Origin of the sequence: Streptomyces sp. NPDC059832 (genome assembly GCF_042731715.1) — a bacterium.
Taxonomy (GTDB): Bacteria; Actinomycetota; Actinomycetes; order Streptomycetales; family Streptomycetaceae; genus Streptomyces.
On record NZ_JBHWIY010000009.1, the window covers coordinates 131720 to 152138 of the forward strand.

Sequence of the window (20419 nt, forward strand, 5' to 3'; positions counted from 1 at the left end):
GGCCCCGCAGAACTGCCCCGCCGATTGCCGACACCGGGACAAACAGGCTCTGACCGGCCAGGACGCCGCACCCGGAGCAGTGGGCCGATCGGGAACCGCCCGGTAGGCTGCTGGGTGCCTCGCCGGGCGGGGCACCAGCTCTTCCGCCTCGAAAGGACCGTTGACGTGCCGCCGTCCCACGCCAGCACATCCGACTCCAAGCCCGCCGCGTCCAGCGGTGGTGTGCAGTCCCTTGAGCGTGCCTTCGATCTGCTGGAGCGGATGGCGGACGCGGGGGGTGAGGTCGGGCTGAGCGAACTCTCCGCAAGCAGCGGGCTCCCGCTGCCGACCATTCACCGCCTGATGCGCACGCTGGTGCTCTGCGGATACGTGCGCCAGCAGCCCAACCGGCGCTATGCCCTCGGCCCCCGGCTGATCCGGCTCGGCGAGTCCGCGTCCCGGCTCCTCGGCACCTGGGCCCGCCCGTATCTCGCCCGCCTGGTCGAGGAGACCGGCGAGACGGCGAACATGGCGCTGCTCGACGGCGACGAGATCGTGTACGTGGCGCAGGTGCCGTCCAAGCACTCGATGCGCATGTTCACCGAGGTGGGCCGCCGGGTGCTCCCCCACTCCACCGGGGTCGGCAAGGCGCTGCTGGCGCACACGCCGCCGGAGGAGGTGCGGGCCCTGCTCGCCCGTACCGGGATGCCCGCCGCCACCGAGAAAACGATCACCACCCCCGACGGCTTCCTCGACGCCCTGGAGCAGGTCCGCCGGGTCGGCTACGCGGTCGACGACAACGAGCAGGAGATCGGGGTCCGCTGCCTGGCGGTCTCCGTCCCGAACTCCCCCACTTCGGCCGCGATTTCGATCTCCGGTCCGGCGGGCCGGGTGACGGACGCGGCAACGGAGCGGATCGTGCCGATCCTCCAGCAGGCCGCGAAGGAGCTCTCCGACGCGCTGGCGAGCAGCGGCTCCGCCGGCTGAGACACCGGGGACGCGGCAGGAGGGGTGGCCGGGGCCACCCCTCCTGCCGCGTCTCAGACCGGTTTCCCTCCGTGTCTCAGACCGGTTCGGGCACCGTCAGGCGGCCGTCGTCCATCCGGACCGTGCGGTCCACCCGGTCCAGATGGGTCCGGTCGTGCGTGACCAGCACCGTCGCCGTCGACCGTTCCCGGGTCAGCGCGACCAGCAGATCCAGCACCGCCGCGCCCCGCTCGTGATCGAGCGCGCTGGTCGGTTCGTCGACCAGCAGCACCGCCGGGTCGTTCATCAGGGCCCGCGCGATGTTGATCCGCTGCCGCTGTCCGCCCGACAGCTGGTGCGGCCGGCGTCCGGCCTGGTCCGCCAGGCCGACCGCGTCCAGCAGTTCCAGCGCCCGGCCGCGGGCTCCGCGTACGGCGCCGCCCGAGAGGTGGGTCATCACCTGGAGTTGTTCGGCCGCCGTGAGCGACGGCAGCAGATTGGGCTGCTGGAAGACGATGCCGATGTGCTCTCGGCGCAGCTCCGCCTGTTGCGCACGGCCCAGGCCCGCGGTGTCCGTACCGGCGACGATCACCCGGCCCTCGTCCGCGGTGACCAGGGTCGCGGCCACTGCGAGCAGGCTGGACTTGCCGGAGCCGGAGGGGCCCACGACCGCGGTGAGCGTACCCGCGGGCACATCCAGCGAGATCCGGTCGAGGGCGGTGAGCCGGCCGTCGCCGTCCGGGTAGGTGAGGGTGACGTCGGCGAGGGTGAGGGTCATCGGGCACTCCCGAGTGCGGTGAGCGGGTCGACGGCGGTGATCCGCCGGATGGACAGGGCCGCCCCGAGGGCACCGAGGACGATCATGACGGCGGCCGGGACCAGGACGGTCGCCGCGTCGAGGACGAACGGCACGGCCCCGCCGCTGATCAGGGCGCCGAGCCCGGAGGCGAGCGCGGTGCCCACGCCCGTACCGATGGCGAGCATCACGACGGCCTGCCCGAGCGCGTCGCGCAGCAGATACCGGGTGGAGGCGCCGAGCGCCTTGAGCACGGCGACGTCGCCGCTGCGCTGGATCGTCCAGACGGTGAAGAAGGCGCCGATGACCAGGGCGGAGATGGCGAAGAGGAAGCCGCGCATCAGCTGGAGCGAGCCGTTCTCGGCCTGGTAGGAGCCGATGGCGGTGAGGGAGTCGCCGAGCGTGAGCGTGCTGGTGCCGGCCGCCCTGTCGCCCGCGGCGAGATCGGCGCGGTCGGTGGTGGTCAGGGCGACAACCGTGGCATTCCGGGCCCGGCCTTCGCCGGCGCCGCCGAACCGCTGCCAGTCGTCGAGCGAGGTCCACACGACCGGCGTGTGGCTGTACGAGGCGTCCCCCGCGACGGCCGCGACGGTGACCTCGTGGCCGCCGAGCCGCAGCCGGTCACCGGCCCCGGCCGCCAGGTCGTCGGCGGCCTGCCCGGACAGCACCACCTTCCCCGGCCCGACCCGCGCACCGCCGGCGGGCGCCAGGCCCCCGTCCGGCTCGACCCCGAACGCCGACACCGCGGCCGTGCGCCCGCCCCGGACGGCGGCGGCGTCGAGCGTGCGGATACCGAGCGGTTCCGCGCCGCTCACACCGGGCCGCTCCGCCCAGCTCCGCCAGGCACTCTCCTCGACGGACGAGTCGGTGAAGGACACCGACCGGCCGTCGGGCGGGGCGGCGAACGCCAGGTGGTCGGCGTTCAGCCCCGTGACGGCCGAGGTGTTCTCCCGGGCCAGACCGGCGGTGAGTCCGGACAACAGACCCACGAGCAGCGTGATCAGCACCACGACCGTGCCCATGAGTGCGAACCGGCCCTTGGCGAACCGGAGATCTCTCCATGCGACGAACATGCCCCCAGCCTCGCCACCCGGGACGCCGGAAACATCGCTCGGCGGTGGGGCCCGACATCAACCTTTCGATTGACCGGCCCCCACCGCCCCGCGTCTACGCTGGACGAATCATGGATTCCCGCGCCCACCCCCCGGTCACCGCCGCGCTGCGGCTGTGTCTGCACGCGCTGCTGGTGGGGCTGCTCGCACTCGCGGCGGTACGAGCCGTCGGCGACGGCAGCCCGCATGCCACCGCCGTCGTCGTGGTCGCCTGCGTGATGGCCGCCCTGTACGCGGCGGGTGCGCTCGCTCCTGCCGTGCAGCCGCGCACCCGCGCCGCCGCGCTGTGGCTGGCAGCGCTGGGCGCCGTGTGGCTGGCGCTGCTCGTCCTGTCGCCGGACAGCCTGTGGGTGGCCTTCCCGCTCTACTTCCTGCAACTGCATCTGCTGCCGACGCGCTGGGCCCTGCCGGCCGTCGCCGCCACCGCCGTCGCCGCCATCGCCGGCTTCGTGCTGCACGGCCAGGCCGTCAACCCGGGCACCTTCATCGGGCCGCTGCTCGGGGCGGCGGTCGCGGTCGCGACGGTCCTCGGGTACGAGGCGCTGTTCCGGGAGAGCGAACGGCGCCGGGAGCTCATCGAGGAGCTGATGTCGACCCGGGCGGAACTGGCCGAGGCGGAACGCAGCGCGGGCACGCTCGCCGAACGCGAACGGCTGGCCCGCGAGATCCACGACACCCTCGCCCAGGGCCTGTCCAGCATCCAGCTCCTGCTCCGCGCCGCCGAACGCACCCTGCCCGCCGACGACCCCGCCACCGCGCACGTCCGCCGGGCCCGCGAGGCCGCGCAGGAGAATCTCGCCGAGGCCCGCCGCTTCGTCCGCGCCCTGTCGCCGCCGGACCTGGAGAACGGCTCCCTCGCGGCCGCCCTGGAACGCCTCTCGTCCCGCACGACCGGCCCCGGCCTCACGGTGCAGTGCGCGGTGAGCGGCACGCCGGTGGAACTGCCCACGCCGTACGAGGTGGCACTGCTGCGCACCGCCCAGTCGGCGCTGGCCAACACGGTGCGGCACGCCGGGGCCCGGCGCGCGGAGATCACCCTCAGCTTCATGGACACCTCGGTGTCGCTGGACGTCGTCGACGACGGCCGGGGGTTCACCCCGGGGCTCGGCCCGGTCGTCGCGGACCAGGACACCGGCGGCTTCGGGCTGCCCGCGATGCGGGCGCGGGCCCGTTCGCTGGGCGGCACGCTCAGTGTCGAGTCGTCCCCCGGTCAGGGCACCGCCGTCGCCCTCACCCTTCCCCTCCCGATCCCCGACGGCCGGCCAGGACAGGACGCCGCATGACCACTCCCGCCGCCACCCCCATCAGGCTGCTGCTCGCCGACGACCATCCGGTGGTGCGGGCGGGGCTGCGGGCCCTGCTCGACGCCGAGCCCGGCTTCCGGGTGGTCGCCGAGGCGGCCACCGCCGAGCAGGCCGTGGCGCTCGCCGCGACCGGTGGGTTCGACGTCGTCCTCATGGACCTCCAGTTCGGCGCGGGCATGCACGGGTCGCAGGCCACCGCGGCCATCACGGCACAGCCGGGCGCGCCCCGGGTCCTGATCCTCACCACGTACGACTCGGACGCCGACATCCTGGCCGCGGTCGAGGCGGGCGCCGCCGGCTATCTGCTGAAGGACGCCCCGCCGGAGGAGCTGGCGGCGGCGGTCCGCACGGCCGCGGCCGGCCGGTCGGCCCTCGCGCCGGCCGTCGCCCACCGTCTGATGGACCGCATGCGGACGCCCGCGGAGGCGCTGACCAAGCGCGAGCTGGAGGTCCTGCAACTGGTCGGCGAGGGACTGTCGAACCTGCAGATCAGCAAGCGGCTCTTCCTCAGCCAGGCGACGGTCAAGTCCCATCTGGTGCACATCTACGCCAAGCTGGGCGTGGACTCCCGCACCTCGGCGGTCGCGGCGGCGACGGCCCGCAGGCTCATCCGCCGCTGACCCCGGCCGCGTCGTGCCGTCGAACTGCCGTCGTCGCGCGGCAGGCGACAGTCCGGCAACACGACCCGGGCCGCCGGTCAGCCGCGCGGCGGCTCGCCGAAGAGATCGACGGCGACCCGTACGTCCCTGAGCGCGGAGGCCAGGGCGCTCACCGAGCCGATCGCCCCCGCGATCAGCAGCAGCGAACGGCGCAGCCGCGGAATCTCGGGCACACCGCCTGCCGCCATCGCGTCCAGCGCGGCCAGTTCGTCCTCGGCGATCCCCCGGTCCGGGAATTCCGCGGGATGCCCCGCCAGCTCACGGCGGAGCCGGGAGACGGCCGTACGCAGCTCCGTGACCCTCGGATCCTCGCCACTGCCGGTCACCCGCGTCTGCCCCACGCTTCGCAACAAAGCACTCCCCCTCGCACATCCTTGTGCCAGTGTCCCGACCGGCCCCCACGGCATGGTCAAGTATCCGGGCGTGCGCGCAAGTTAACGCCATGAAAGGTGTCGTGCGCCACTCCGCGGACAGAATTCAGGGTGTCCCGTATGGGTGATCTGTTCGTCGCCCGGTGGACGCCGCTCCCGCTCGCGCCCTCTTCCGCTTGCTTGAGCGAAGGGTGCGCTTCCGGGGGCTGCTGGGGTATCCAGACCGCATGACTCCGACAACACCAACCCCCGAGGTCGCCGGACTGCTGCTCGCCGCGGGCGGCGGACGGCGGCTCGGCGGACGGCCCAAGGCGCTGCTCGAACACCATGGCCGGCCGCTGGTCGAGCACGCGGTGCGGGTCCTGCGGGACGGCGGCTGCGGTCTGGTCCAGGTGGTCCTCGGCGCCGCCGCGGACGAGGTCCTGGCCCGCGCCGACCTGAGCGGCTGCACGGTGACCGTCAATCCCGGGTGGACCGAGGGCATGGGCTCGTCACTGCGGGCGGGGCTCGGGGCGCTGGCCGGCACGGGGGCGGACGCGGCGCTCGTCCTCCTGGTCGATCAGCCGGGCATCGGCGCGGACGCGGTGGCACGGGTGCGTTCGGCGTACCGCTCCCGGACGGGTCTCGCGGCCGCCGCGTACGACGGGGAGCGCGGCCATCCGGTGCTGTTCGGGGCGGCCCTGTGGGCGGACATCGCGGCGGGGGCGGTGGGCGACCAGGGCGCCCGCGCCTATCTGCGGGCCCACCGCGATGCGATCACGCTCGTCGAGTGTTCCGATGTGGCTCAGGCGTACGACATCGACACGGTGGAGGACCTGAAACACCTCGGGTGACCGGACTGGCACGCTGCGCCAGCACGGCGCCACTTCTGTCGACCCGGAGAATCTCGACATCAACAAACCATTGAACTTCCACCATGAGGAAACTACTATCCACTGGTCAGAAGCCCTCTGCACCCCGGACGGCGTCCACGCCGGTATCCCGGAGCCCTGGCACGCCGTGCCGTTTCAGGAGACCCGGCGGTCGTGAGAGGCCGCCCGCACCGCCCGCTGAAGGAGTGACAGCTCATGTCCGCACCAGCGCCGTCCCCGCTGGCCATCGTCGATGCCGAGCCCCTGCCCCGGCAGGACGAGGTCCTCAACCACGCGGCCCTCGCGTTCGTGGCCGAGCTGCACCGGCAGTTCACGCCCCGCCGTGACGAGCTGCTCGCCCGCCGCGCCGAGCGCCGCGCCGAGATCGCCCGTACCTCCACGCTGGATTTCCTGCCCGAGACGGCGGCGGTCCGCGCGGACGACTCCTGGAAGGTCGCCCCGGCCCCGGCCGCGCTGAACGACCGCCGGGTGGAGATCACCGGTCCGACCGACCGCAAGATGACCATCAACGCCCTGAACTCGGGCGCGAAGGTCTGGCTCGCCGACTTCGAGGACGCGTCCGCCCCCACGTGGGAGAACGTCGTCCTCGGCCAGCTCAATCTGATCGACGCGTACACCCGCAACATCGACTTCACGGACCCCCGGTCCGGCAAGTCGTACGCCCTGAAGTCCGCCGACGAGCTCGCCACGGTCGTCACCCGCCCCCGCGGCTGGCACCTGAACGAGCGTCACCTCCAGCTCGACGGCACCCCGGTGCCCGGTGCCCTGGTCGACTTCGGCCTCTACTTCTTCCACAACGCCCAGCGCCTCATCGATCTCGGCAAGGGCCCGTACTTCTACCTCCCGAAGACGGAGTCGTACCTGGAGGCCCGTCTCTGGAACGACATCTTCGTCTTCGCCCAGGACTACGTCGGCATCCCGCAGGGCACGGTCCGCGCGACCGTGCTGATCGAGACGATCACCGCCGCGTACGAGATGGAGGAGATCCTGTACGAGCTCCGCGACCACGCCTCCGGGCTGAACGCGGGACGCTGGGACTACCTCTTCTCCATCGTCAAGAACTTCCGTGACGGCGGCTCCAAGTTCGTCCTGCCGGACCGCAACGCGGTGACGATGACCGCCCCGTTCATGCGCGCGTACACCGAACTGCTCGTCCGCACCTGCCACAAGCGCGGTGCGCACGCCATCGGCGGCATGGCCGCCTTCATCCCGTCCCGCCGCGACGCCGAGGTGAACAAGGTCGCCTTCGAGAAGGTCAAGGCCGACAAGGACCGCGAGGCCCACGACGGTTTCGACGGCTCCTGGGTCGCCCACCCGGACCTGGTCCCGATCGCCATGGCTTCCTTCGACGCGGTCCTCGGCGAGAAGCCGAACCAGAAGGAACGCCTGCGCGAGGACGTCTCGGTGGCCGCCGGCGACCTGATCGCCATCGACACCCTGGACGCCAGGCCCACCTACGAGGGCCTGCGCAACGCCGTCGCGGTCGGCATCCGCTACATCGAGGCCTGGCTGCGCGGCATGGGCGCGGTCGCCATCTTCAACCTGATGGAGGACGCGGCCACCGCGGAGATCTCCCGCTCGCAGATCTGGCAGTGGATCAACGCGGACGTGGTCTTCGAGAACGGCGAACACGCCACGGCGGAGCTGGCCCGCAAGGTCGCGGCCGAGGAACTCGCCGCGATCCGCGCCGAGATCGGCGCCGAGGCCTTCGCCGCCGGCAGGTGGCAGCAGGCCCACGACCTCCTGCTCCAGGTCTCCCTGGACCAGGACTACGCGGACTTCCTGACGCTGCCGGCGTACGAGCAGCTGGGCTGAACCCGCTTGCGTATATGACTGCCCCCCCGGTGCCGACGGCACCGGGGGGGCAGCGCCATACCGCGATGAACCCGAAGTCAGAAAGGCGTCAGGAAGGTGTCAGGGTGACAAATCTGACCGGCTCTTCCAGGACGGCCTGTGCGCCCTCAAGGTCGGCAAACCTCGTCGCCAGAGTCGCCTGCGCGAGGCGAGGCGGAAGCGCCTCACCGAACTTCAGCCCCTTTACGGCCCGCTGGTCGACGTCGGGCTGACAGAGCTGGTCCGACACATCGGCCACAGCCTGCTTCCAGTGCTGCCGGTCCACATCCTCCCGAAGCCGAATCCAGCAGTCGTTCACCCGCTGGGCGGGCGCAACAACGGTGCCGAGTGTCGCCGCGAGCGTGGCGTTGGCTCGGTGACCGGCCCAGGTCCACCAGCGGACCTGCCCGCCGGAAGTGCGAGTGATGAGTGTGCCGCCCGAGTGCACAACATCCATGAGACTGAAACCAGCGCTCCTTGCGCGGAGGGCCCGGCTTCGGGGCCGAAGGCGTTCCTGCTGCCGTCACGGTCCGACCTCCGCGGTATCCATCTCGCTCTGTGAACGAACGCACAATCCCGCCCGACCTTACCTCGGGCCTGACCGGCCGCACCCGCCCCCATCGGCTGGGCATCCGGCCTGCGGTGACTTCGCCGAGGCGTTGATTCGCCTCTCCGACCGTGCGATAGCGTTGCTGTGCGCCGCGCGCCCTCCCCGGAGGGTGTACGGGGTACGGTCCTGCGCTGCACGCGATTTCGGTGGTCCGGTGGCCTCACTTCGGTGAGTACGGAGAGTTCCCGGTTGGGAGCCTTCCCTTCCGCCCGACTCCCGAAGGAGATGCTCTCCGCATGCCCCACCCCAAGTACACGCCCGCACGCCGCACCTGGGTACGCGACATCCTCATCGGCGTCGCCGCGAGCTTCGGCTCGGACCTGGTGTGGAATGCCGTGCAGGCGGCAGCGCACCTTCTCGGCTAGCCGAGGGGCGGCGGGTCCGGGGACCCGCCATCACCCGTGTGCCGGGAGCCCGCGCGCGCGGGAGGCGATACAGCAGCGGGACGCGTCCATACAGCGCGCTGCAGGAAACCCGACACGAGGGCCGTCCTCGGATCAATCGATTGTTGTTCACGATCGGCCAAGTCCGGCTAGGGTACGTCGAAAGTCATTGCGGCCCGACGGGCTTCCGTTCAGGAAACGCCCCCACCCGCACGAGATCCATCGTGCCTGTGGGGAACTCCCTATGTTGCTCCGGAAGTCGGCTGCTGAACTGAGCCCGCTCATTACTCCCGTCGGCCGAGAGCATCTGCCTCTCACCGAACGGTTGATCAACGAGTACGTACAGTCCCACCCCAACAAGAAGCAGCCGAACAATGGCCTGATCGCTTCCTGGGACCACAGCCTGCCGGAAGTCATCCACGTACTCGTCGCCCTCGGCCTCCATTCGGTCGAGGTGCTCATCGAGTACTCCACCCCTGGAATGGCCGGTGACGCCGATGTCATCCTTGCCGGGCAGCATCCGACGTCCGAAGATCTGTCGTACGTCGTCATCGAACTGAAGCAGTGGCACAAGGCAGTGGTGTCGTCGACGAACCCGATTGCGGTCGATGCCGGCTACGACAAGCCGAAGCTCCATCCCGTACGCCAGGTGCAGCGCTATTGCGAGTACCTCGTCCAGCACCTCGCACCGCTGCGCGGCGCCCGCCAACGGATCGCCGGCGTCGCGTTGCTCCACAACGCCAGCCATGAGGTCGATTCACTCTTCGACTTGCCACAGAACGACCACGGCCGTCTGTATACGAGAGACCGACTCGGGGAGTTCAAAGCATTCATCGCGTCACGACTGGCTCAAGGATTCTCCGGAAGCCACGCGGCCGATGTGCTGTGTCAGGCCCAGCAGTACGAAGCTCCGTCGTCGAGCGAAGCATTCAGCCGGGTCGGGAGTCCGCACCCAGTTTTCGCTCTCCAGAAGGAGCAGGAGATCGCCTTCCAGGAGGTCCGGCAAAAAGTGCGTGCCGGTGGTTCGAAGAGCGGTCGCAAGAAGGTCGTCATCATCCAGGGTGGCCCCGGCAGCGGGAAGACCGCTGTTGCCGTGGAACTCCTGCGCTCTCTCAAGCAGGAGGGACACCACGTCGTGCATGCCAGTGGTTCCCGTTCCTTCACCAGCAACCTGCGTCAGGCAGCCGTCGACGCCGCGCCTTACGGTAAGCGGGGAGCCGTCGCCAAACAGGCGCGAAAAGACTACCGGTACTTTCAGCAGTTCGGCGAATTGGAGGAGAACTCGCTGGAGGTTCTCATCTGCGACGAGGCCCATCGGGTGCGTGAGAAGTCGGACGGCCGGGACGTCAAGAGATGGGTCAAGGAACGAGGCCTTCCGCAGGCCGACGAACTGATCCGCGTCGCCGAGATGCCTGTCTTCCTGCTCGACGACTGGCAGTCCCTTCGCCCGGACGAGGTCGGCACCGTCGACTATCTCGTTGAGCGGGCCATCGCTTGCGGCTGTGACTACGAGGTTGTCGAGCTGCCCGGAATGTTCCGCGCGGAAGGCAGTATCGCCTTCCGCGAATGGGTGACGAAGCTACTCAGCCTCAAAGCGACCAGCGCCCCCGCGTGGGTACCGGACGGCCGCATCGACGTGCGGTTGGCGGAAAGCCCGGAGGACATGGAGACCTTCCTCATAGAGCGCATGGAGAAGGACGGATCCCGTGCGCGCATGACGGCAGGTTTCTGCTGGGAGTGGAAGACACCCCTGGATGGCCGGCTGCGGGTCGAGGTCCAGATCGGTGACTGGCACAGACCCTGGAACGCCAAGGACGGTGTCCAGCTCGACAACGTGCCGGAGTCGAGTCAATGGGCGACCGATCCGAGAGGTTTCGGACAGATCGGATGCATCTACACCGCGCAGAACTTCGAGTTCGACTGGACCGGCGTCATCATCGGTCCGGACCTCGTCTGGCAGGACGGCCGCTTCACCGTGGACCGGACCAAAACCCATGACGGCAAGCTCAAGCGGAAGACAGTGAGCGACGCGCAGGTGGACCGCTTGGTTCGGCATGCCTACCACGTCCTGCTGACGCGAGCACGGAGCGGGATCGTCATCTATTCCGAGAACGAGGACACCCGTAACGCCCTACGCACTCTGATTTCCGGCACAGTCGCCGACTCGCCTCTGGCCAAACCCAAGAAGAGGAAGCTCCCGCCCCTGGTCACAGAGGCCGAGCAAGCCCTTGCACAGCAGCTCACGATAGAGTTCGACTAATTGCCATTGCGGCCCGACGGGCTTCCGCTCCGCTCCGGCGGGGTCTCGAAGGACACGCCCCCACCCGCACGAGTTCCTTCGTGCTGCCTGGGAGCATCCGTTGCTGTTCCGCGAGTCCGCCGCCACGGTCGCCGCCGAGTGTCTGTCCGGCTCTCTCTTCCTCCGGCTGGCTGAGCAGTTCGTCCACGTGCACGGCTACCGCCCCAGCACTTCCGAGGCACGGTCCTGGGAGCACAGCATCCCCGTGCTGGCCAACGCACTCAACGAAGCCGGTCTCGACCAGGTGGAAATCCTCCTAGAGTACGGATTGCCGCTCAACAGCAAGCGTGCTGACGCAGTGCTGGCGGGTGTGCATCCCAAGACTGGAGAGCCGTCGTACGTTGTCGTCGAACTCAAACAGTGGAGCAGCGCCGAGCCGGATGACGAGGATCCATCGCTGTGCCGCATCGACGCGTACGCCCGTCCCGTGCTCAATCCTGTCGACCAAGTGCGCGCCTACTGCCAGTACCTGGTCTCCTTCAACGGCGTACTGGCCGCGCACCCTCATCGCATCTCCGGAGCCGCGTATCTGCACAACGCGACCGAGTTCGGGGTCAGTGGGCTGTTCGAGGCCGAGCAGGATGCATTCGGTCAACTCTTCATCGGTGCGAGGCGCGGTGAGTTCATCGACTACCTGCGTACGAGGTTGGGGACGGACTCCGGAGCGTCCGCAGCCGACGAGTTGCTGGCCGGAAAAGTCGGCCCTTCCCGACAGCTGATGGCCTTGGCTGCACAAGAGGTGCGCGAGCGGGAACAGTTCGTGTTGCTGGACGAGCAGCAGGTCGCGTACCGGACGGTACTCAACGCTGTGCGCCGGTCAAGGCGGTCCGACCACAAGGAGGTCGTGGTCGTCACCGGTGGTCCCGGCACCGGCAAGAGTGTTATCGCGCTCTCGTTGCTCGGCGAGCTGTATCGCCAAGAAATCACAGCTCTGCACGCGACCGGGTCGAACTCCTTCACCACTACCATGCGCAAGGTCGCCGGGGCCCGGAAGCGCGAAGTGCAGGAGCTCTTCAAGTATTTCAACAGCTTCATGACAGCCGAGCGAAACAGCCTCGACGTGCTGATCTGTGACGAGGCACATCGCATGAGGCAAACCTCGGCAAACCGCTACACCCCAGCAGCAGGCCGTACGGGCAAGGCCCAGATCGAAGAACTCATCGATGCGGCACGAGTGCCGGTCTTCCTGCTCGATGAACACCAGGTTGTACGGCCCGGAGAGATGGGAACCGTTACAGAGATCAGAGCGGCGGCAGCCGCCAGAGGGCTGCAATGCCAGGTGGTGCCTCTGGACAGTCAGTTCAGGTGCGGAGGCAGCGATGCATATCTGCGATGGACTGTCCGTCTGTTGGGACTGGAACCGGGAGGCCCCGTGCGGTGGGAACCGGACGACAAGATGCAACTCATTGTCGCGGATAGTCCATGGGAAATGGAGGAGTTTCTCGAGGCCCGCCGAGCTCAGGGTTTCGGGGCACGCATATCGGCGGGCTACTGCTGGAAGTGGTCCAGGAAGGTTCCGCCCGGGCAGCCCCTGCCCGCGGATGTCGTCATCGGGGACTGGGAACGGCCCTGGAACGTCTTCGGTGAGAGGGCGGTCGCGGGCGCACCTCCGGCCGCGCTCTGGGCAACCGACCCGGCCGGCTTCGGACAGGTTGGATGCGTCTACACCGCTCAAGGATTTGAGTACGACTGGAGCGGTGTGATCCTGGGACCTGACCTGGTATGGCGTGAGGATCGCTGGGTCACTGACCGGACGGCGTCCAAGGATCCCGTTTTCAAGAAGTCCACGCCTGACGCAGATGTGGACCGCCTTATCCGCAACACGTACAAAGTGCTCCTGACACGTGGCATGGTGGGGACGGTGGTGTATTCCACCGACACCGCTACGCGTGCGAAGCTGCGCCAGTTGGTCCGGGCCGGAGAAGACAGCACAGTCTCCACGCACCAATCAGGCGCCGCGCACTACACCCAGCAGGCCTCCTCTGCACCATAACCGGGACGGTGATCATTCGCGGTCCCCAGTTTGTCCTGGTTTGCGCTGCAGACCATCGATTGTCAGCGATCATTGCCTGGCGCTGTCGCCAGCATGCCGTCGGATAATCTCCCGACGTAGTTCCTGGTCCCAGATCTGATCTCCTGCCTCGCGTGGCCGACGCCAGTACTGCACTGGTACCGGGGCAGTCGGCTGACCGTACCCGGGACGGATCAGCGACGCGATCCGCCCGGCCTCACATTCTGCGCACACACCCGCACCAGCCACTTCGCAGCACTTTGCCCCGTCGAGCTCATGCTCGACGGGGCAAAGCAGGACCAGCCTCCGAATTACCCAACAGCGTCCCGCACAGCGCCGGGGGCGGAGGTCCGTCCGCGTCCAGCGACGGGCGTCAGGCGGTCGCCGCCTCCATGTCCGCCTTGACGGCCGACTCGTCCAGCGAGGTGAGTACGGACCGGGGGTCGCCGCCCTTCATCACCGCCTGGCTCATATCGGTGCGGATCGCGCCCCGGACGGCGGGCCAGGAACGCATGTTGACCGGTGCGAACTGGGCGTTCGACAGCTGCTCGATGAACGGCGAGAGCGGCTGTTCGGCGGGCTTCCCGGTCGCCGCGTCGGAGGCGGAGTACGTCACGGGCAGCGCGGACTGGCTGCCGCCGTAGGTCAGGGCGGACTTCCCGCTGTAGAGGAACGAGAGGAAGGTGCCGCACTCCTTGCGGTGGCCGTTGCGCCGGAACGCCATCAGCCAGTCGCTGATCCCCACCGGAGGGGCGGCCCCGCCGTCCTTCTTGGGGAACGCGGCGTGCGCATAAGGGAGTTTGGCCTGGTCGGCCGCGCCCATCAGCATGGGGTGGGCGATCATCATGCCGATCTCGCCCCGCAGGAACCGGGTGTACGCGTCGGTCCGGTCGAGCTGCGCGGGGTCGGCACCGGCCAGTCCCCCGGCGACCAGCTCGTCCCGCAGCCAGGCCAGGGCCTCGGCGTTCTCCGGCTTCATGAAGTCGTACTCCCCGAGCTCCCCCGTGTAGCCGCCGCCGGCCGCGAGGAACCAGGACAAGGCCTCGTCCTCGGCCGCCTCGGGGCCGAACTGGAGCCCGTACGGCGTCTTCACGCCGATCGCCCTCAGCGCCTGGGCGGACGCCCGCAATTCGTCCCACGACGTGGGGGCACCGCTGACGCGGGCCCGCCGGAAGAGCTCCTTGTTGTAGAAGAGCCGGGGCGTGCTGGCCAGGAACGGAATGCCGTAGGTGGCGTCGTCGACCGTGCCCGCGTCGGTGAAGGACCGGATGAAGTCGGCCTGCGTGGCGATGTCGAACAGCTGGGTCATGTCGTGGAGACGGCCGTCCTCGGCGTACGGCGCGAAGACGTTCGACTGCGCGATGTCGGGCGCCCGGCCCTCCTCGACCCGCTGGGCGAGCGTCTTGTCGATCTTGGTGTAGGAGACCCGCTCCAGCTCGATCCTGATCCCGGCGTGCTGCTTCTCGAAAGCGGCGACGACGTCGTCCCACTGGTCGCCGAGCGAAGCGCCGATGCTCTTGTCGTAACTGGCCACGAGCAGGTGGAGCTTCACATCCTTGCTCGTCGAGCAGCCGGTGAGCCCCAGGGCGGCCGTGGCGCCGGCGAGGCCGGCCGTCTGAAGAAGGAATTGCCGCCGACGCACCGCTCTTGCCACCTCTTGCTAGCCCAACACATTCACTTCTGGCAGATTCTGCCACATGGGCAATAACTGCCTTTCGGGCGCGGTGACTCCAGGGCATAACCTGATCCGCATGCAAGGTGGCTCGTTGACGGAGCGGCGCAAGGCCGCGACCCGACTGGATATCGCCCGTACGGCGGCGGCGCTCTTCGTGGAGCACGGCCTGCGGACCACGCGCGCCGAGGACATCGCGCGCGCCGCGGGCGTCGCCCCGCGCACCTTCTACCGCTACTTCGCGACCAAGGAGGAGGCCATCACCCCGCTGCTCGCCGTCGGCGCCCGGCAGTGGGTGGAGGCGGTACGGGACGCCCCGGGCACCCTGTCGGTGCCGGATGCGCTGCGGCACGCGGCGGCGCGCGCGCTGACTCCGGCTCCCGGTGACACGGCGGCCTCGGAGTCCCTGGAGTGGGTGCGGTCGCTGTTGAGGATGGCGGCGGACAGCCCGGCCCTCCAGTCGGAGTGGAACGACGCGTGCCACGACGCGGACGCCACCCTGGCCGTGGTGCTCGCGGCGCGCGCCGGGCTCCCGGACGGGGCGGACTCGCTGGAGATCCGGCTGACGGCCGGGGTCGCCGGCGCGGCGGTGCGGGCGGCGGTGGAGACCTGGGCGGCCGGCGACGCCCCGGCGACGGGGCCGGAGGGGCCCGCGGCGCTGGCGGAGCGCTGCCTGACCTCTGCCGAAGGCGCGTTGAGGGGCACCTGATCCCGGATGCCGTACGACCGGTTCGCGGGGCCCCTCGGAGCTCCGCGAACCGGCCGGTCGTCCCCGGGCCCGCTACTTCAGGCCGGTGTCCAGTGCGTTCATCAAGGTGCCCTGTGACGTGTCACCGGACATCTCCCAGACCATCACTCCCAACAGCCCCTTGGACTTCACGTAGTCGGTCTTCTTGCCGATGGACCAGGTGTCGTCGAAGGACCACCACTGACTGCCGGTGTAGCCGTACGTCGACACCGACTGTTCGTCGTGATGGACCGTCATCGTCGGATAGGCGCCGATGAGGTTGGAGTAGCCGCGGGTACCGGCCTCCTCCGCGAACTGGCCGGGAGCGGCGCCGCCCGCGCTCTGCCACTCGCCGGCGGCGCCGCCGTCGGCGACGTTCTGCCAGCCCCGGCCGTAGAACGGGATGCCGAGGGTCAGCTTGCGGGGCTCGACGCCCGCGTCGGTGTACGCCTTGATGGCGGTGTCGGCGCTGAAGTGGAAGTCGTAGGGGTCCTGGTCGTCCGTATAGAGGTTGGCCTGGTGGCCGGTGCGGTTCGGCTCCCAGGAGTTGTCGCTCCCGGAACCGTGGAAGTCGTAGCCCTGGACGTTCGCCACGTCGAGGGAGTCGAAGACCTTGCTCAGGTCCCAGCCGTCGCCGATCTTCTGCGGGTCGGCCGGAGTGAAGGCGGTGAGGAGGCGGTGGCCGCCGCCGAGGGCGTCCATCTGCTTGCGGAACTCGGCGAGCAGCAGAGTCAGATTTCCCTTGTCGTCGGGCGAGTAGTGGTTGCCGGGGTGCCCGGTGCCCGTGCCCGGCCACTCCCAGTCGACGTCGAAGCCGTCGAAGATCCCGGCGGCGGTGCCGGGGCCGCCCGCGCCGTTGTACTCGGGCAGGTTGCCCTTGATGTACATGTCGATGCAGGAGGAGACGAACTTCTTGCGGGAGGCGTCGGTGGCCGCCACGTCGGAGAAGTACTTGGAGTACGTCCAGCCGCCGAGCGAGACCACGATCTTCAGGTTCGGATGGAGTTTCTTGAGCTTCTTCAACTGGTTGAAGTTTCCGCGCAGTTTGCCCCAGCCGTCGTCCGCGACGCCGTCGACGGACTGGGCGGCGCTGAACGGACGTCCGTAGTCGGCGTCGGCGTCACCGGCGCCGGTGCCCTGCTCGGGGTCCTCGGGGTCGGCGGTGGTGCCCTTGGTGACACCGTTCAGGCAGGTGAGGTTGTTGGGGTCGATGTTGGCGAAGGCGTAGTTGACGATGTCGAGCTTGCCGGCGGCACCCGAGTCATGGAGGTTCTTGACGAAGTACTGGCGGCCGTAGATGCCCCACTGGACGAAGTAGCCGACCTTCGCGTAGTTGCCCGCGCCGACGATGTCGTCGGTCTTGACCGTGAGCGCGTTGCCGGCCGGGGAGGCATTGTCCGCCGCGTCACGGGCCTTGACGGTGAAGGTGTACGAGGTCGACGGCGAGAGCCCGCCGATGGTGGCGGTGGTCGTGGTGCCCGAGACCGTGGCGGCCGGTGCCCCGTCCCGGTAGATGTCGTAGGCGGCGACGCGCTGGTTGTCCGTCGCGGCGGTCCAGGCCAGAGTGACGGACGAGGAGTCGGTGGCAGTGGCGTGCAGCGAGCCCGGCGCGGTCGGCGGGGAGGTGTCGGTGGCCGGGTCGACGGTGGTGACGGCCAGCGGCGCGCTCTCGGCGGAGGTGTTGCCCCGGGTGTCCTTGGCCCGGACCGTGAAGGAGTAGGCGGTGGCCGGGGTGAGACCGGTGACCGTGGCGGAGGTCGTCGCGGTGGCCGAGCCCACTACCTTGCCACCGGCCAGGATGTCGTACGACGCCACGGGGAAGTCGCCGGCCGTCGCCGCCGTCCAGGACAGCGACGCGGTGCGGGCGGTGACGTCGGTCTGCTTCAGCCCGCCGGGCGCACCCGGGGGCGCGTCCGCGGAGCCGTCGCACTTGTCGCCGTTGATCCGGCAGCCGGTCGGCGCGGCGATCGGCCCGGTCGCGACGAACCAGAAGCTGTACGGCTCGGTGGTGCCGTGCGCGGCGACCGTACCGTTGTAGTGGGCGTTGACCGCGGTGATGTGGCTGCCCTGGGTGGTGACGGTGCCGTTGTAGGAAGTGTCGATCGCGACCCCGGCCGGCAGATCGAATTCGAGGTTCCAGCCGGTCACGGCGGTGTCGGTGTCGTTGTGCAGGACGTAAGTCCCTTTCCACCACGACCCGTTGTCGGCCGAGGTGAAGGTGGCCGTCAGCTTGCCCGCCGCGTGCGCGGGCGCGGCCTGCAAGGACAGCAGTGCGAGGAGCAGCCCGAGAACGGCGACGAGGGCGGTCGCCGTTCTCCGTCCGAATGTCATGTGCTCGAACATGGATTTCTCCCTTGCGGCAGGGACCGGTGAGGCGGTCCTGGGGGAGCCGGATTCCTTTGGTGCCATGGAGCACGGGGGAAACTAAGAGGTCTGGACCAACTCGTCAATAGGTACAGACCAATCACACGTAAAGTCCGCCTGCCCGGACCTGGACCGGCAGCAGCCGCGCCCGAGCGCGCCCCGGGCCCGCGAACCCGTCAGTCACCGAGGACGACCGTGCGCTGGGCGGAGAAGTCGCCCCACTTCCCGTCGGGCAGCCTGGCGCGGATCTTCATCGAGTAGCGGGTGCCGCGCGGGTCGTCGACGGTGAGGCGGTAGCTCGCCCGGCCTGCGGGCGGGGTGGCGCCCCACACGATCGTGGTGGTCAGCCGGCCGCCGATGTAGAGCTGGTACGCGGGGATCTCGCCGCCCGTCTCCGGCTGCCTCCAGTCCAGGTCGATGGCGTACTCCTTGCCCTGGACGCGGTTGCTGATCCGCAGGTCGGTGGGGGCGGTGCTCGCCGGTGCTCCCGGGGCGGAGGCGGTGGTGAGATCGATGGCGTTGCTGTCCGGCGAGGAGGTGTCGGCGGCGTCGCGGGCGCGGACGGTGAAGGTGTAGACGGTGCCGGGGCGCAGTCCGGTCAGATGTGCCGTGGTCCGCGTGCCGGGCACGCTGTGGATCCGGGAGTCCTCCTGGTAGATGTCGTACGAGGTGACGCCGATGTCATCCGTCGAGCCTCCCCAGGAGAGGTTCACCGCCCGGCTGCCGTCCACCGTGCCGCGCAGCCGCACCGGGCGGGTCGGCGCCTCGTGGTCGGCGGGGGTCGGGGCGGGTGTGGTGACGCTCGCGGCGGCGCTCGGCGCGGAGAGGTTCCCGGCGGCGTCGCGGGCGCGGACGGTGAAGGTGTAGGCGGTCGACGCGGTGAGCCCGCCGACGTCGGTCATCACCTTGGCCGCCGGGACCGATTCGACCCGCTTCCCCTCGCGGTAGATCTCGTAGCCGGTGACCGCCCTGTCGTCGGAGGCCCGCTCCCACATGACGTGCACGGAGGTGGCGCTGCTCGCCTGCGCCGTCACATGGCCGGGCACCGTCGGTCTGCGGGTGTCGGCCTCGGGAGCGGAATCGCAGGCGGTGAGCGCGGCGAGGAGCAGGGCGGCGGAACAGGCCAACGCGGCGCTTGCGTGGGGGCGTTGCACGGTCGTGCCTTCCATCCGGCAGCAATGGTCCAGACCTGTATCGCATGGTGCGGGGGTCTCCGACAAGGGGGTGGAGCGGAACCTTCCGCAATATGCCGATGTGTGCGTCGGCCGGCGGTGGGGCGGCGCGCCGGTGTGCGTCGGCCGGCGGTGGGGCGGCGCGCCGGTGTGCGTCGGCCGGTCGGCGGGTGCCCGAGATGCCGTACGGTCGGCTGGTGTTGTGCATACGAGGTGTGGTGCTGCCCGAGCGCGAGGAACGCACGTTCTGGATCGACGGGGAGGTGCTCCGCGCGGGCCCTCCGCCCGGCGGGCCCGCCGGCCGGGACGCCGAGACGGTCGTCGACGGCGGCTGGCTGCTGCCCGGTCTCGTCGACGTGCACACGCATCCGGGCGCGTCGGCGCCGGGCGAACCGTTCGACGAGGAGCTGCTGCGCAGGCAGTTGGGCGAGCACCGGGACGCCGGGGTACTCGCGGTGCGCACCCCCGGCACCGCGCAGCGGATGCCGGCCTGGGTGGCGAAGGACCCGGAGCTGCCGCATGTCATGTCGGCGGGACGGTGGCTGGCCACACCGGGCCGGTTCTTCCCCGGTTTCGGACGCGATGTGAGCGAGGCCGAGTTGGCGCGGGCGGCCGTGGAGGAGGCGGCGGCCTCGTCCGGGTGGTGCAAGGTCATCGGTGACTGGGCCGCCGACGAACCCGCCGTTCCCCTCCCGCTGTTGACCTCGGTGGTGACGGCGGTGCACGCGGCGGGCGGCAAGGTGGCGGTGCACTGCCAGACCGCCGAGGGCAGCCGCAATGCCGTACTGGCGGGCGCCGACAGCCTGGAGCACGGCATGCATCTCGACCCGGCCCTGCTGGACCGGATGGCCGCGCAGGGCACGGCGCTCGTGCCGACGCTGAGCGTCTTCGGTGCCAAGGCGGACGCGATGCGGGCGCGGGAACCGGGCGTGCGCCGTGATCTGTGGCTGGCCGGCTGGGACACCATGCTCGACCATGTGCGCGCGGCCCACGAGGCGGAGGTGACGGTGCTGGCGGGGACGGACTCCTTCCCGTGCGGGACGGTCGCGGGCGAGATGGAATGGCTGGTACGGGCCGGTCTGCCGGCCCACGCGGCACTCGGCGCCGCGTCCTGGACGGCACGGGCCTGGCTCGGGCTGCCGGGCCTCGTGGACGGCGCGCCCGCCGACGTGGTCGCGTACGCCACCGACCCGACCCTGGACCCCGGCGCGCTGAATCACCCGAGCCGGATCGTGCTCCGTGGACGCATCGTGCGATGAGCGATGAGTTCGGGATGCGGGAGGAGTCGG

At 69.9% G+C, this 20419-nt stretch carries 17 protein-coding genes; 10 read left to right on the plus strand and 7 right to left on the minus strand.

Annotated features, from left to right (window positions below; translation table 11 throughout):
- Window positions 1–165: 165 nt before the first annotated feature.
- On the plus strand, window positions 166–966 hold the full coding sequence (locus ACFV8T_RS18065) for an IclR family transcriptional regulator (RefSeq protein WP_266428814.1): 801 nt from the start codon (window positions 166–168) through the stop codon (window positions 964–966).
- Window positions 967–1042: 76 nt separating this feature from the next.
- Here ACFV8T_RS18065 and ACFV8T_RS18070 read toward each other — a convergent pair whose 3' ends face one another.
- On the minus strand, window positions 1043–1723 hold the full coding sequence (locus ACFV8T_RS18070; protein ID WP_385328520.1) for an ABC transporter ATP-binding protein: 681 nt from the start codon (window positions 1721–1723) through the stop codon (window positions 1043–1045).
- Window positions 1720–2814 (minus strand): ABC transporter permease, encoded by a 1095-nt coding sequence (locus tag ACFV8T_RS18075; protein WP_385328522.1) that lies wholly within the window; start codon window positions 2812–2814, stop codon window positions 1720–1722. The genes ACFV8T_RS18070 and ACFV8T_RS18075 overlap by 4 nt, the downstream gene beginning before the upstream one ends.
- Window positions 2815–2924: 110 nt before the next feature.
- On the opposite strand from ACFV8T_RS18075, the gene ACFV8T_RS18080 reads away from it, so the two are divergent.
- Together ACFV8T_RS18080 and ACFV8T_RS18085 are read left to right on the plus strand one after the other, a co-directional pair.
- Window positions 2925–4136 (plus strand): sensor histidine kinase, encoded by a 1212-nt coding sequence (locus tag ACFV8T_RS18080; protein ID WP_385328524.1) that lies wholly within the window; start codon window positions 2925–2927, stop codon window positions 4134–4136.
- Window positions 4133–4777, plus strand: coding sequence for a response regulator (locus ACFV8T_RS18085; RefSeq protein WP_385328525.1), 645 nt, complete (start codon window positions 4133–4135; stop codon window positions 4775–4777). Before ACFV8T_RS18080 ends, ACFV8T_RS18085 begins: the two co-directional genes overlap by 4 nt.
- Window positions 4778–4854: 77 nt before the next feature.
- Here the strand turns inward: ACFV8T_RS18085 and ACFV8T_RS18090 are convergent, their stop codons facing one another.
- Window positions 4855–5157, minus strand: coding sequence for a DUF5955 family protein (locus ACFV8T_RS18090; protein ID WP_266428800.1), 303 nt, complete (start codon window positions 5155–5157; stop codon window positions 4855–4857).
- Between the two features lie 257 nt (window positions 5158–5414).
- Here ACFV8T_RS18090 and ACFV8T_RS18095 point away from each other — a divergent pair, with 257 nt between their 5' ends.
- Together ACFV8T_RS18095 and aceB are read left to right on the plus strand one after the other, a co-directional pair.
- Window positions 5415–6020 carry an NTP transferase domain-containing protein gene (locus ACFV8T_RS18095; protein ID WP_385328527.1) on the plus strand — a complete coding sequence of 202 codons (606 nt, stop codon included), beginning with the start codon at window positions 5415–5417 and terminating at the stop codon, window positions 6018–6020.
- Window positions 6021–6254: 234 nt separating this feature from the next.
- Window positions 6255–7874, plus strand: coding sequence for a malate synthase A (gene aceB / locus ACFV8T_RS18100; protein ID WP_385328529.1), 1620 nt, complete (start codon window positions 6255–6257; stop codon window positions 7872–7874).
- Window positions 7875–7962: 88 nt separating this feature from the next.
- Here the strand turns inward: aceB and ACFV8T_RS18105 are convergent, their stop codons facing one another.
- Window positions 7963–8340, minus strand: a complete 378-nt coding sequence (locus ACFV8T_RS18105) for a hypothetical protein (RefSeq protein WP_385328530.1) — start codon at window positions 8338–8340, stop codon at window positions 7963–7965.
- A 398-nt stretch (window positions 8341–8738) separates the two neighbouring features.
- On the opposite strand from ACFV8T_RS18105, the gene ACFV8T_RS18110 reads away from it, so the two are divergent.
- From ACFV8T_RS18110 to ACFV8T_RS18120, 3 genes are all read left to right on the plus strand, one after another.
- On the plus strand, window positions 8739–8867 hold the full coding sequence (locus ACFV8T_RS18110) for a DUF6408 family protein (protein WP_329831903.1): 129 nt from the start codon (window positions 8739–8741) through the stop codon (window positions 8865–8867).
- 262 nt (window positions 8868–9129) lie between these two features.
- Window positions 9130–11145: a DNA/RNA helicase domain-containing protein gene (locus ACFV8T_RS18115; RefSeq protein WP_385328531.1), complete on the plus strand. Its 2016-nt coding sequence runs from the start codon at window positions 9130–9132 to the stop codon at window positions 11143–11145.
- Between the two features lie 100 nt (window positions 11146–11245).
- Window positions 11246–13177 (plus strand): DNA/RNA helicase domain-containing protein, encoded by a 1932-nt coding sequence (locus tag ACFV8T_RS18120; protein WP_385328533.1) that lies wholly within the window; start codon window positions 11246–11248, stop codon window positions 13175–13177.
- A gap of 391 nt (window positions 13178–13568) precedes the next feature.
- Here the strand turns inward: ACFV8T_RS18120 and ACFV8T_RS18125 are convergent, their stop codons facing one another.
- Window positions 13569–14837 (minus strand): extracellular solute-binding protein, encoded by a 1269-nt coding sequence (locus ACFV8T_RS18125; RefSeq protein ID WP_385328535.1) that lies wholly within the window; start codon window positions 14835–14837, stop codon window positions 13569–13571.
- Window positions 14838–14946: 109 nt separating this feature from the next.
- On the opposite strand from ACFV8T_RS18125, the gene ACFV8T_RS18130 reads away from it, so the two are divergent.
- The gene (locus tag ACFV8T_RS18130; protein ID WP_385328536.1) at window positions 14947–15576 is read left to right on the plus strand and encodes a TetR/AcrR family transcriptional regulator; all 630 of its coding nucleotides are present in this window, start codon (window positions 14947–14949) and stop codon (window positions 15574–15576) included.
- Between the two features lie 72 nt (window positions 15577–15648).
- Here ACFV8T_RS18130 and ACFV8T_RS18135 read toward each other — a convergent pair whose 3' ends face one another.
- Both ACFV8T_RS18135 and ACFV8T_RS18140 read right to left on the minus strand, forming a co-directional pair.
- Window positions 15649–17937 carry a glycosyl hydrolase family 18 protein gene (locus tag ACFV8T_RS18135; RefSeq protein WP_385328537.1) on the minus strand — a complete coding sequence of 763 codons (2289 nt, stop codon included), beginning with the start codon at window positions 17935–17937 and terminating at the stop codon, window positions 15649–15651.
- Window positions 17938–18134: 197 nt separating this feature from the next.
- On the minus strand, window positions 18135–19127 hold the full coding sequence (locus ACFV8T_RS18140; RefSeq protein ID WP_385328539.1) for a fibronectin type III domain-containing protein: 993 nt from the start codon (window positions 19125–19127) through the stop codon (window positions 18135–18137).
- 200 nt (window positions 19128–19327) lie between these two features.
- Here ACFV8T_RS18140 and ACFV8T_RS18145 point away from each other — a divergent pair, with 200 nt between their 5' ends.
- Window positions 19328–20389, plus strand: a complete 1062-nt coding sequence (locus ACFV8T_RS18145) for an amidohydrolase family protein (protein WP_385328541.1) — start codon at window positions 19328–19330, stop codon at window positions 20387–20389.
- Window positions 20390–20419 lie beyond the last annotated feature (30 nt).